Consider the following 12,868-nt stretch of genomic DNA (forward strand, 5'->3'; position numbering starts at 1 on the left):
CGAGTTTTGCCTGCTCTGTATATTTACCCATGACGCCTCCAAAGGTTGCGTCCAACCTTCGGGGGTCATACCACTCCTGCGTGGGAATGCCTTGCGTGACGCTCTGCGTCACCGATCTGCGCCGCGCCGCTCAACCAGAACTTAAACCAGGTACTTGTTGAACCACCCCAATGTGCGGTCCCAGGCCAGTTTGGCCGCGGCTTCGTCATAACGCGGGGTGGAGTCATTGTGGAAGCCGTGGTTGGCGCCCGGATAGATGTACGTTTCGTACGTCGTGCCAGCCGCTTTCAGGGCTTTCTCGTACGCGGGCCATCCTTCGTTGATGCGGGTGTCCAGTTCGCCGTAGTGAATCATGACTGGCGCCTTGATCTTCACCACGTCTTCGGCGTTGGGCTGGCGGCCATAGAACGATACGGCAGCGCCCAGTTCCGGGTACGCCACGGCTGCAGCATTGGCCACGCCGCCGCCATAACAGAAACCGGTGATGCCGACCTTGCCGGTGCTCGCGTCATGCTTCATCAGCCACTCGATGGCAGCGAAGAAATCGTTCATGAGCTTTTCCGGGTTAACGGTCTGCTGGAGCTCCCGACCCTTGTCGTCATTGCCCGGATAGCCGCCAACCGAGGACAGGCCGTCAGGTGCCAGCGCGATGAAACCGGCTTTGGCCACACGGCGGGCAACGTCTTCGATATAGGGGTTCAAACCGCGGTTTTCATGCACCACGACCACTGCCGGTACTTTGCCGGTGGCTTTTGCCGGGCGTACCAGATAGCCACGAACCTGACCATGCCCCTTGGGTGAGGGGTAGGACACATACTCGGCAACGATATCCGGATCGGTGAATTCCACCTGTTCGGCCAGCGCGTAGTTGGGGCTGAGGGAAGCGAGCAGCGCGCTGGCGGTCAGGCCGCCGAAGGTGAACAGCGCAGCCCGATCGAGAAACTCGCGTCGATTGATCCGGCCGTGCGCGTAGTAGTCGTAAAGCTCAAGCAATTCAGGGGCAAAGTCTTTTGCAGTGAGACGTTCCATCAGTACGCTTCCTTCTGAATCATTCAGGGCTGCCTGCGTGTTGGCGGGCTGATGGGCGCAGCGCGATCAACACAATGTCCGGTCCCGATAGTATTTCCAGAACATCGGGATCGCTACTGCAAATTGAAGAAAAACCGCCATCCATTCCCGATCCGCGCCAGCGAGCCTGATGTGCAGGCCTGTGCCGGCTGCCAGCCGATCAGGAAAATCAGCCATCTGATTGCACTACTTGCCAACAGTGATGTCCATTTGACTCCTTCGGCACATGCCGCGGCGTTTGCGCTGTGCAAGCCAACATATTATCGAGCCGCCGTATCAAGCAGCGTCGGTTCAGGCCGACAACACATCATGATCTTCACCCCACGCTCATGGTCATATTCCACCTGCATTTCGAGATAACGTGATGATGACCCTCCCGACGGAAGACCGCACCCAGCTGTTCAAGGACACGGCTATCCAGTTCTGGAAACACATCACTCCGATCGTGTATGTCGCGCTGGGCATTCACTGTGTCTTGCTGGTGGTGTTCCTGGGGCTGGGCATGAAGGTCCTGTGGGTAGCGAACATCGTCAGCACGCTGCTCTACATCAACTGCCTTTACCTGATCCGCAGACAGCGCTATCGCCAGGCCGGACAGCTGATGTGTCTGGAAATCATCGGCCATGCACTGCTCGCGACATGGGAGTTGGGCTGGGAAAGCAACTTCAGCTTTTACCTGTTCTGCGTGATCCCGATCATTGCCTTTACTTTTCAACTGGTTGCGATCAGACGCATTGCCTACAGCCTGGCGATACTCCTGTCGCTGGTCGGATGCTTCGCCTTTCGCCGCCACATGGGGCAGGGATCCGGCCTTAGCCAGAACGTGCTTGATGCGTTCGGTATCGTCAACGTGCTGACGGCTACCGTCCTGTCGATTTATGCCACCGCACTCTCGGTACGTTTCACGTCGTCGATGCAACTGAGCCTGTTTCATATTGCCAACCGCGACAGCCTGACCAACCTTTATACGCGCAGGAGAGTGCTGCATCGCATACGCGAGCTGGAGGCAAGGCGTCAGGGGTTCTCGGCTTCACTGATCCTGCTCGACATCGACCATTTCAAACAGATCAATGATCTCCACGGACATGAGACCGGTGACGCGGTGTTGCAGCGGGTAGCCGAAGTCATCAGTTCAAGCGTGCGCAACAGCGATATGGCTGCCCGTTGGGGTGGTGAGGAGTTTCTGGTGCTGATGCCGGACACCGCGCCCGATGATGCACTGCGGGTGGCGGAGCGCATCTGGCGGCGTATCGCCGAAGAGGCCGGTCAGATCGATGAACGCAGCATTGCGGTCACCGCAACCCTTGCCATGGCAACCCTTGCCGCGGGCGAGACCTTTCAGATAACCCTCAATCGTGCCGACACGTCGCTTTATCTGGGCAAACAACAAGGCCGAAACCGGGTAATGATCGCCGGGTGAGGTGTTCATTCACCCAGTGCTCCATCAGCGTGTAGACTTTCGCGCTTTGAACAGAGGGCGCATTGCGTCGCGCTTCCTCATTGGCTATGTATCGATCAAGGCATGCTTATGGATTTGCGTCAGCTCGAAGCCTTCGCGGCGGTCATGTCGGCAGGCAGTGTCACTGCTGCCGGGAAAATGCTCGGCCGTTCTCAGCCATCGGTTACACGGGCCATTCAGGAGCTTGAGCAGGAATTGGGTTTTGCCTTGTTCGAGCGCAGCGGGCCGAAGGTCACGCCTACCCACAAGGCGTTCATGATGTATGGCGAAGTGGAGAGCGCGTTGCTGGGCGTACGGAATATCCGCCAACGTGCGCAGCATATTGCCCAGGAAGAAAATCACCAGATCAAGCTGGTAGCGATCTCGGCCCTGGCGGCTGGTTTGCTGCCCACGGCCTTGTCGCGCTTGCCTGAGCATCTGCGTCCACAGCAGATCCAGTTGCAGAGCATGTCCCCGGAGAATGTGGTTCAGGCGGTGTTGTCGAAAACCATGGACCTGGGCGCGGTAAGCCTGCCGCTGGAGCATCGCGGCCTGGAAATCCACTGGATCGGCGAAGCGCCTTGCGTGGCGGTATTGCCTGCCGATTCTGCGCTGGCCAGCCATGAAGTGCTGTCGATGGAGCTGCTGCGTCAGCAAACGCTGATCACCATGGCCAACCCGTATCGCTTTCGTCGACGCATCGACAAGGCGTTTCAGGACGCGGGCGGTCAGCCGCCGCGCATGCTTGACACCAATACATCCCTGATCGCCATGCAAATGGCCAGAGTCGGGCTGGGCATTGCGCTGGTCGATCCTTTCACCGCCATCGGCGTGCCGTTGCAAGGTGTGGTGGTCCGGCCAATCGCCTGCAACATCCCGTTTTTCTTCGGTCTGATTTCAGCCTTCGCCAGCCCGTTGTCCGATGTGGCAAGCGCGCTGATCGATGAGATTGCCGACAGCGCAAAAACCCTGTTGCCGGCAATGATCATGCACGAAGCCAGCGCGCACGATGCTCTGTTGCAGAGCATTTATGCCGAGTGAGCGAGAGGTGCAATGCGTGTCGTGACGCCCCACGGCACAGCACGCGAAGCTCGTTAAAATTCCATTCAGGAATATCAATATGCTTTTTTGCGCATTGCGAGAATAAAAAGCGCCTCTTACTATTCGAATTAAGCATTCAAAGGCTTAAAGAATTCATTTAATGCGACATTGGAATGATTCTTGAAGTGTTTGAGTCACCGCTTGGGCTTGTGGCCCGAACATTTTTTCGAGTACCGATCAATGTCAGATGTAAATGCACCCGCTGGTCTGGCGGCCCTGGAAGCTCGTTTGCAGCAGGATCTGGCCTGGCTGGACCTGCCTGCCAAGCCCTGGGTCAAAGCCAGGATGAGCGCCGGGCAGGCAGTGCTTGATGTGGCGATCATCGGCGGTGGCATGGCCGGTCTTGCTCTGGCCGCAGAACTGCGCAACCTCGGCGTGGCGGCGGTGATTTTCGATCAGTCCCCGGCCGGTTTCGAAGGCCCTTGGGCAACCACCGCGCGAATGGAAACCCTGCGTTCGCCAAAGCAACTGACCGGACCGGCGCTGGGGCTACCGGCGCTGACCTTCCGCGCCTGGTACGAAGCGCAATTCGGTATCGACGGCTGGGCATTACTGGACAAGATTCCACGCCTGCAATGGGCCGAATACTTGCGTTGGTATCGCAAGGTGCTGGCGCTGGACGTGCGCAACGAACACCGGGTTAGCCGGGTCGCACCCAGAGCGGACGGCCTGATCGAACTGGATATCGTGACGCCTGTGCAAACGCAATTCCTGCTGGCCCGGCATGTGGTGCTCGCCACGGGCCGTGACGGTCTGGGCGGCCCCTGGGTGCCGGATTTTGCCCGGCAGTTGCCGGAGCATTTGTGGACGCATTCGGCGGCGGGCCTGCAGGATGGCTGGTTCACCGGTAAACGTGTGGCAGTCATCGGTGGTGGCGCATCGGCCATGGACAGCGCCGCCACTGCGCTTGAAGCGGGCGCAACGCGGGTTGACCTGCTCATCCGGCGCGCCGAGCTGCCTCGCATCAACAAAGGCAAGGGGGTCGGTAACCCGGGCATGGTTCACGGTTATTGGCGCCTGCCGGATATCTGGAAATGGCGCATTCGTCACTACCTGAACACCCAGCAAGTGCCACCGCCACGCGGCAGTACGCTCAGAGTGTCTGGTTCGGGCAAAGCCCGCTTCATGCTCGACAGCCCGGTGCTTTCAGTCGAACAGAATCCGGCTGGCGGCGTGTGGCTGAACACGCCCACAGCGCGTATCGAGGCCGATTTTGTGGTGTTTGCCACCGGGTTTCGTACTGACTTCCGCCTGCGCCCTGAATTTGCCCCGTTTTCTTCGCAGATTCGCGTCTGGCAGGATCGTTTCGACGCGCCGCAAGGTGAAACCGATAGCGAACTGGCGGTGCTGCCGGATCTGGGCAATTGCTTCGAGTTTCTGGAAAAGACCCCCGGCGCCTGTCCGGGGCTGAACCATATCCACTGCTTCAGTTACCCGGCAGCGCTGAGCTATGGCGCAGTATCCGGGGATATTCCTGCCATCAGCGAAGGCTCCAAACGTCTGGCCCATGCCTTGGTCGGACAGCTGTTCAATGAGGACATCGCGCTGCATTTCGACACCATGCTCGATTACGCCGAGCCAGAGCTGCTGGGCGATGAGTGGGTGGCCAGCCAGCCAACCGCCGAAGAGCTACGCCAATGATCGGCTGGGCGCTGCGCAGGCTCACTCAGTCGTTGCTGGTCATTATGCTGATGACCGTGGTGGTGTTCGTCGGCCTCAATGCCATTGGTAATCCGATGGATATTCTGGTGGGTGAAGACCTCAATCAGGCCGAGCGTCTGCAGGCCATCGCGCATTTGGGGCTGGACCAGCCGCTGTGGCAGCAGTACCTGATTTTTCTCAAGGGTGCGGTTCACGGCAATCTGGGGCAAAGTTTTGTGTACCACGAAGATGCCATGCGCCTGATTCTGCAGCGCTTGCCCGCGACCTTTGAGTTGGCGTTCAGCGCCCTGTTTCTGGCTGTGGTCATCGGTGTGCCGCTGGGCATGTTCGCCGGTATGTACCCCGAGCACCCGCTGTCCCGGCTGATGATGGCCGCCAGCATCGTCGGCTTTTCGCTGCCGGCGTTCTGGGTGGCATTGATGATGATCATGCTGTTCTCGATCACGCTGGGTTGGTTGCCGGCCAGTGGCCGGGGCGAAACCCGCGAATGGCTGGGCGTGCAATGGTCATGGCTGACGCTGGACGGTTTGCAACATCTGTTACTGCCTGCGCTGAACCTGGCGCTGTTCAAGATTTCCCTGGTGCTGCGCCTGACCCGTGCCGGAGTGCGCGAGGTGCTGCCTCAGGAGTTCGTCAAATTCGCCCGGGCCAAGGGCCTGTCGCCGATGCGTGTGATGTGCATGCACGTCATGCGCAACACCATGATCCCGGTGGTGACGGTGCTGGCCATGGAACTGGGCTCGACCATCGCCTACGCCGTGGTAACCGAGAGCATTTTTGCCTGGCCCGGTGCGGGCAAGTTGATCCTCGACAGCATCAACATGCTTGATCGCCCGGTGGTGGTCGCTTACCTGATGGTGGTCGTGGTGATTTTCGTAGTGCTCAACCTGATCGTTGACGGCCTGTATTACCTGCTGGACCCACGCGTACGCATCGAGGCGTCCCGATGAATGTCATTGAAAAAGCCCCGATCGGCAGCACGCTGTTGCAGGCCCAGTCACCCTGGCGACGAGTGTTGGCCGAGTTCTTCAGCTCACCGACTGCGGTGACAGGCCTGATGGTCCTGTTGATCATCGTGCTGGTGGCTGTCTTGGCGCCGTGGATTGTGGTGCAGAACCCCTACGACCTGATGCAGCTCAACGTCATGGACGCGCGCATGCCGCCTGGCAGCCTCAATGGGGACAGCGGTTACACCTATTGGCTGGGTACCGACGGGCAGGGCCGCGATCTGGTCTCGGCGATTATCTATGGCCTGCGCATCAGCCTGTGGGTCGGCATTGGCTCGGCGTTGATTGCGGCAGTGATCGGCACGTTGTTGGGGCTTGTATCTGCGTATGTAGGCGGCTGGGTCGATGCCTTGCTGATGCGTCTGGTCGACTTGCTGCTGTCATTCCCGGTCATTCTCATGGCGCTGATGATTCTCGCCTGGCTGGGCAAGGGCGTCGGCAACGTGATGCTCACCCTGATAGTGCTCGAATGGGCCTATTACGCCCGCACAGCGCGCGGTCAGGCGCTGACCGAAAGCCGCCGTGAATACGTTGATGCAGCGCGCGGGCAGGGCGTTGGTCCGCTACGCATTGTGATCGGCCACATTCTGCCCAACTGCCTGCCGCCGCTGATCGTGATCGGCGCGCTGCAAATCGCCCGCGCCATTACCCTGGAAGCGACCCTGTCGTTTCTCGGTCTGGGTGTGCCGGTGACCGAGCCGTCACTGGGGCTGCTGATTGCCAACGGCTTTCAGTACATGCTCAGCAATGAATACTGGATCAGCCTGTTTCCGGGGCTGGCGCTGTTGATCACCATTGTGGCGATCAATCTGGTCGGTGACCGTCTGCGTGATGTTCTCAACCCGAGGTTGCAGCGATGAGCCTGCCTGAAGTGTCAGCACAGCCAACCCTTGATGTGCGAGGGCTGTGCACCTCGTTCCATACCCGCGCAGGCGTGCTGCCGGCGGTGCGTGATGTGTCCTTGAGCGTGCAGCCGGGGCGTATTCTCGGCCTGGTCGGTGAGTCGGGTTCGGGTAAATCGGTCACCGGGTTTTCGATCCTCGGTCTTGTCGATGAGCCGGGGCGCATCAGTAGCGGGCAGGTGCTGTTCAAAGGACGTGATCTGACCAAACTGTCTGCCTCGCAACTGCGCGGTATTCAGGGCAATCGGGTGGCGATGATTTTTCAGGACCCGATGATGACCCTCAACCCGGTGCTGCGGGTCGACACGCAAATGGTCGAAGCGGTGCGCGCGCATAGCCCGCTCGGCAGGCGCGAGGCCCGCGAGCATGCCAGTCGTACTCTGGCGCTGATGGGCATCGCCAGCCCTGAAGAGCGCCTGCGCGCCTATCCGCATCAACTGTCTGGCGGCATGCGCCAGCGGGTGGCGATCGCCATCGCGCTGCTGCACGCCCCGGACCTGATCATTGCCGATGAGCCAACCACTGCGCTGGACGTCACCATTCAGGCGCAAATCCTCAGCGAGGTGCAGAAGCTGGTACGTGAGCAGGGCACCTCACTGATCTGGATCACCCATGATCTTTCCGTGATCGCCGGGCTGGCTGATGACGTGGCAGTGATGTACGCCGGACGTATTGTCGAACAAGGCCCGGTCGCCGAGGTGCTGGATCGCCCGCAACATCCTTATACACAGGGGCTGATCGACAGCCTGCCAAGTCGCAACAAGCGTGGCCAGCGCCTGCGTCAGATACCCGGCATGGCGCCGGACCTGCTGTCGATGCCTGCCGGCTGCGCCTTTGCGGCGCGCTGCTCCAGAGCGTCGCAGATATGTGTACAGACCGACCCCGAACCCCACGAGGCGGGACCGGGCCAGACGGTTCGCTGCTTTCATCCGGGAGCTGCCGATGCCCAGTGATCTGATTCCCCTTATCGAGCTGCACCAGGTCAGCAAGATCTTCGGCAAACCAGTGGCTGAACACTCTCTTCAAGGACTGCTGCAGCGACTGCACCTGACCCGTCCGAAACCGGTGACCCATGCGGTGGACCGAGTCGACCTGCGGATAATGCGTGGCGAGGTGGTCGGGCTGGTGGGCGAGTCGGGCTGTGGCAAATCGACCCTTGGGCGCATGGTCGCCGGGCTGCTGCCGGTCTCGTCAGGTATCGCATCGGTGGACGGCAAGCCGCTCGACAGCCTGACGACGCAGGAGCGCAAGGCGCTGCGCCTGAAAGTGCAGATGATTTTTCAGGACCCGTCGTCAAGCCTTAACCCGCGCCTGCGGGTCGACCGTATCGTCGGGGAGGGCGCGCTGCTGCATGGCCTGACCGACCGTAAAGGGGCCGATGATTACGTCAGTGCCCAGTTGCAACGTGCCGGGCTCAGCCCGCAGTTGCGCCAGCGCTATCCGCATCAATTCAGCGGCGGTCAGCGTCAGCGCATCGGCATTGCCCGTGCGCTGGCGGTGCAACCGGAACTGCTGGTGTGCGACGAGTCGGTGGCGGCTCTGGACGTGTCGATTCAGGCGCAGATTCTCAACCTGTTCATGGACCTGCGCGACGAACTGGGGCTGACCTATCTGTTTATCAGCCATGACCTGGGCGTGGTCGAGCACCTCTGCGACCGCGTGGTCGTGATGTACCTGGGGCGGGTGGTCGAGACCGCATCGGTCGATGACCTGTTTGCGCGTGCCAATCACCCGTATACCCAGGCCCTGCTGGCGCAGATCCCGCGCTTTGATATTCGCAGTACCCGTTATGACGCGATCCAAGGGGAAATCCCCAGCCCGCTGAACCCGCCAACCGGGTGTCATTTCCACCCTCGCTGTCCGCACGCCATGGCGCGCTGTCGCGAGGAAGTTCCAGCGCTGAGGGAGGTTTCGCCGAACCACCAGAGCGCGTGCCATCTGAATGATCAACGCTGAACGAGCGCCTGAAGCTCGTCACCCTCTGCCATTGCGTACAAGGAATCACCCATGAAACCACTCGTTCGTTCGTTGTTAGCGTCGGCCCTCGTTCTGGCCGCTGGCAGTGTCTCGGCGCAGGACTTGCGTATCGGTTATGCCGACCCGGTATCGTCGCTCGATCCTCAGCTCAACAACTATGCCGGCGACCGCTCGGTGGCGCTGCATGCCTTTGAATCGCTGGTCAGCCGCCGCGATGACAAGACTCTGCCGGGCCTCGCCAAGAGCTGGAAGGTCGTCGACGACACCACCTGGGAATTTGCCCTGCGCGATGACGTGAAATGGCAGGACGGTACGCCGCTGACCGCCGACGATCTGGTGTTCTCCTTCGAGCGCGCCCGCAGCGTGCCCGGCAGCGTCGCGTCTTACGCAGGTGCCATGCGCACCGTTGAATCGGTCAAGGCCAAGGATGAGCACACGCTGATCATCAAGACCCGTCTGCCCAATGCCAACCTGCTGCCGGACGTCGATTCGATCTACATTGTCAGCCGCCATGCAGGTGCGACCGCCAGCAGCGCCGATTACAACTCGGGCAAGGCCATGATCGGCACCGGTCCTTACCGGTTTGTCTCGTTCGTGCCTGGTGATCGCACGATCTTTGCCCGCAACGACAGCTACTGGGGCGCGAAACCAACCTGGGACAAGGTTGATTTTCGTTTCATTGCCAACGCTGCCAACCGTACTGCTGCATTGCTGGCGGGTGATGTAGACGTGATCGACAAGGTGTCGCCCACCGATGTGGAGCGTCTGCGCAAAACGCCGAATGTCAATGTTTTCGCCTATCAGGGCTTGCGTGCGCTGATCATTCAACCGAGCTTCCGTGCCGGACCGAATGAGTTCATTCGTGACAACGCAGGCAAGCCGCTGGCCGAAAACCCGTTGCTGGATGTGCGGGTGCGCAAGGCGCTGTCCCTGGCGATCAACCGCCCGGCCATCAATGAACGCATCATGCAAGGCACCGTCACCGAGGCCAATCAATGGATGCCGGCCAATACGTTCGGTTACAACCCGCAGATCAAGAACATTCCCTATGACGTCAAACAGGCCAAGGATCTGCTGGCGCAGGCAGGATTTCCCGAAGGCTTCCAACTGACTGTGCATGTGCCAGGCGACCGTTATCCGCAGGCACCGGAGGTCATGCAGGCGGTGGCGCAATTCTGGACGCGGATCGGCGTCAAGGTCCAGCTGGAGGTATTGCCGTGGGCTGTGTACGCGGGCAAGGCCAACAAGAATGAACTGGCGATCAGTGTGATTGCCTGGGGCAACGGGACTGGCGAAGCGGCATATGCCCTGACCAACATTCTGACCACGGTCGACAGCACCAAGGGGCAGGGCGCGTCCAACTGGGGGCATTACAGCAATTCGCTGGTAGACAAGGCTCTGGCTGATTCGACCGCCGAATTCGACGAGGCCAAACGGCGCAAGATTCTTCAGGACTCGGTCCAGGTGGTCAGCGACGATGTCGGCATCATCCCGCTGTTCCACTACCAGAACATCTGGGCGGCGCGCAAAGGCCTGAAGGTAGAGCCGCTGGTCAGTGACCGCACGGCGGCAACCATGGTTACCGAACAGCCTTGATCTCCTTTCATTCCTGCGCAGCTTCTTGAAGCGACTGCGCGCATGCAACCACAGCATTGCAGGACCTGTCATGACATCGACCACTGAACATTCAACGCCTCCGGACACTCTCGATAGCCTTTTGGGCATTGCGCCGGGCAGTCCGCTGCACACAGTTCGACACGCGCGGGACAAGGTCGCACTGGCCACCCAGGGTAGCCAGGATTTGTTTTTTGCTCCGACGCTGGAGCACAACCTGTCTTTGAACGAGCGCCTCTGGGTTGCTTATTACGCGACCCTGCTGAGCCTGCAACCGACCCTCAGCGAGCATTATCTTTCGCAATTACAGGCGACTGGAGCGCAGGCAAGCGTACTGGCCGATGTGAGCGCCAGCCGAATCGACCTGCTGGAGAGCCCGCGCCTGGCTGCGATCCTGCGTTTTACCCGCACCTTGATCGAGTCTCCGGTACACGGCGATCAAAGCGCGTTGCAGGCGCTGCAACATCAGGGCCTGAGCACCGCTGAAATCGTAGTGCTGGCACAACTGATCGCATTCCTGTCCTATCAAGTGCGTCTGGCCGCAGGGCTGGATGCGTTAAAGTCTGCCGGAGCAGCCTGATGAGCGAACTCATAGAAATTGAAGGTTTCACCAATCAAGTACTGGGCTGGAAAGCCTGGCTGCCACCCGTGGACCTGAACCGCGCGACCGCCGGGCAGGTTGCGGTGCTTGAAGAAAGCCATCCTCAGGCCAAGACCTCGGATTATTACCTGACCCTGGCACATCACCCAGACATCCTTCGCCAGCGTTCACAGGCGTTCAACGCGATCATGTACGCACCGGGTGGCTTGTCGCGCGCCGAACGGGAACTGGCGAGCACCGTTGTGTCGCGAATCAACCGCTGCGTCTATTGCGCGTCAGTGCATGCGCAACGCTTCGAACAACTGGCCAAGCGCAATGATGTCATCGCCCAGGTATTTGCCGACCCCCATACGGCAGGTACGACCGCACGTGAAAAAGCCATCGTGCAGTTCGCCATCGACCTGACGCTCGAACCGGCCTCGCTCAACGCCGGGCACATCAATGCACTGCGCGAGCAAGGGTTGGATGATGCGCAGGTGCTGGACCTGATTCACGCCATCTCGATATTTGCCTGGGCCAATCGGCTCATGCTCAATCTGGGAGAACCGGTGTTTCCCGAGGTTTAAAGCCTGCGGTGTTCTCAATCGCTGCCGCGCTTCAGTAATGGCCGGGGCGAAGTCTGGCCCGGTCGTTGCAGGTTCGCTGCACAAGTGAATAAGCGACCTGGTCACGATTGAGGTAATGGAATGCTGATAGCGCACATTTCTGACACGCATGTACGGCCCAGAGGGCTGCTTTATCAAGGCGTTGTCGATTCGAATGCAATGCTGGCGGCTGCCGTCGACACGATAAACGCCCTGGATCCGCCGCCTGATCTGATTCTGTTCAGCGGTGATCTGGTGGACGAGGGGCGGCCCGAGGAGTACGCAATGGCCCGAGAGCTGCTGCAGCCGCTGCGCCAGAGGCTTTTGATGATACCGGGCAACCATGATCATCGGCAGAACCTGCGTAATGCCTTCCCGGAGCACAATTACTTCATCAATGAGGAAAACTGCAGCTTCGTCGACTCGGGTTGCGCGCCGATGCGCATCATCGGACTGGATATCAGCGTGCCCGAACAGCACCACGGCGATATGACCGATACTGCCACCCAATGGCTGGATCGCACACTGGCGCTGGAGCCTGACAAACCGACGCTGATCATGATGCACCAGCCGCCGTTTTCGAGTGGCATCCACTATATCGACGCCTATCGCTGTGAAAGAGGCGAGCGGCTGGCCGAGGTTGTCTCCAGATACCCGGCTGTCGAGAGAATCGTTTGCGGTCATATTCACCGTTTCATGCAGCTGCGCTTTGGCGGCACGCTGATGTGTACGGCACCGAGCACAACGACGGCCATTGCCTTGCAACTGCACCCGGAGGCTGCCGACGCTTCCTATGTCGAGCCTCCAGCGCTGCTGCTGCACCACTGGAAGGCCGACACTGGTCTGATTACCCACTGGGTGCCAATAGGCCGTTTCGAAGGGCCTTTTGACTTCGCTTGAACCGACGTATCAGC

12 protein-coding genes are annotated in these 12,868 nt (G+C 60.0%); 11 read left to right on the top strand and 1 reads right to left on the bottom strand.

Annotated features, from left to right (window positions below; genetic code table 11):
* Window positions 1–141: 141 nt before the first annotated feature.
* Window positions 142–1,029 carry a YghX family hydrolase gene (yghX, locus tag RYC17_RS21640; protein ID WP_004665497.1) on the bottom strand — a complete coding sequence of 296 codons (888 nt, stop codon included), beginning with the start codon at window positions 1,027–1,029 and terminating at the stop codon, window positions 142–144.
* A gap of 403 nt (window positions 1,030–1,432) precedes the next feature.
* Between yghX and RYC17_RS21645 the strand changes: the two genes are divergently transcribed.
* The 11 genes from RYC17_RS21645 to RYC17_RS21695 all read left to right on the top strand — a co-directional run bounded on the left by RYC17_RS21645 (window position 1,433) and on the right by RYC17_RS21695 (window position 12,854).
* Window positions 1,433–2,488 carry a GGDEF domain-containing protein gene (locus tag RYC17_RS21645; protein ID WP_058401524.1) on the top strand — a complete coding sequence of 352 codons (1,056 nt, stop codon included), beginning with the start codon at window positions 1,433–1,435 and terminating at the stop codon, window positions 2,486–2,488.
* Window positions 2,489–2,596: 108 nt separating this feature from the next.
* A complete protein-coding gene (locus RYC17_RS21650) occupies window positions 2,597–3,547 on the top strand; it encodes a LysR family transcriptional regulator (RefSeq protein WP_057403023.1) in 951 nt (316 codons plus the stop codon).
* Window positions 3,548–3,787: 240 nt separating this feature from the next.
* The gene (locus RYC17_RS21655; RefSeq protein WP_057403024.1) at window positions 3,788–5,248 is read left to right on the top strand and encodes an NAD(P)-binding domain-containing protein; all 1,461 of its coding nucleotides are present in this window, start codon (window positions 3,788–3,790) and stop codon (window positions 5,246–5,248) included.
* The gene (locus tag RYC17_RS21660) at window positions 5,245–6,219 is read left to right on the top strand and encodes an ABC transporter permease (RefSeq protein WP_004665494.1); all 975 of its coding nucleotides are present in this window, start codon (window positions 5,245–5,247) and stop codon (window positions 6,217–6,219) included. Before RYC17_RS21655 ends, RYC17_RS21660 begins: the two co-directional genes overlap by 4 nt.
* The gene (locus RYC17_RS21665) at window positions 6,216–7,136 is read left to right on the top strand and encodes an ABC transporter permease (protein WP_057403025.1); all 921 of its coding nucleotides are present in this window, start codon (window positions 6,216–6,218) and stop codon (window positions 7,134–7,136) included. Before RYC17_RS21660 ends, RYC17_RS21665 begins: the two co-directional genes overlap by 4 nt.
* Window positions 7,133–8,131: an ABC transporter ATP-binding protein gene (locus RYC17_RS21670; RefSeq protein WP_057403026.1), complete on the top strand. Its 999-nt coding sequence runs from the start codon at window positions 7,133–7,135 to the stop codon at window positions 8,129–8,131. Before RYC17_RS21665 ends, RYC17_RS21670 begins: the two co-directional genes overlap by 4 nt.
* Window positions 8,121–9,134 carry an ABC transporter ATP-binding protein gene (locus RYC17_RS21675; protein WP_057403027.1) on the top strand — a complete coding sequence of 338 codons (1,014 nt, stop codon included), beginning with the start codon at window positions 8,121–8,123 and terminating at the stop codon, window positions 9,132–9,134. Before RYC17_RS21670 ends, RYC17_RS21675 begins: the two co-directional genes overlap by 11 nt.
* A 51-nt stretch (window positions 9,135–9,185) precedes the next feature.
* Window positions 9,186–10,751 (top strand): ABC transporter substrate-binding protein, encoded by a 1,566-nt coding sequence (locus RYC17_RS21680; protein ID WP_057403028.1) that lies wholly within the window; start codon window positions 9,186–9,188, stop codon window positions 10,749–10,751.
* 70 nt (window positions 10,752–10,821) lie between these two features.
* A complete protein-coding gene (locus RYC17_RS21685) occupies window positions 10,822–11,349 on the top strand; it encodes a CMD domain-containing protein (protein ID WP_058401529.1) in 528 nt (175 codons plus the stop codon).
* Window positions 11,349–11,936, top strand: a complete 588-nt coding sequence (locus RYC17_RS21690) for a peroxidase-related enzyme (protein ID WP_316904431.1) — start codon at window positions 11,349–11,351, stop codon at window positions 11,934–11,936. Before RYC17_RS21685 ends, RYC17_RS21690 begins: the two co-directional genes overlap by 1 nt.
* A 120-nt stretch (window positions 11,937–12,056) precedes the next feature.
* A complete protein-coding gene (locus tag RYC17_RS21695; protein WP_058401530.1) occupies window positions 12,057–12,854 on the top strand; it encodes a phosphodiesterase in 798 nt (265 codons plus the stop codon).
* Window positions 12,855–12,868: the final 14 nt, after the last annotated feature.

The sequence above is a fragment of the Pseudomonas syringae group sp. J248-6 genome, from assembly GCF_032586995.1.
Lineage (GTDB): Bacteria > Pseudomonadota > Gammaproteobacteria > Pseudomonadales > Pseudomonadaceae > Aquipseudomonas > Aquipseudomonas amygdali.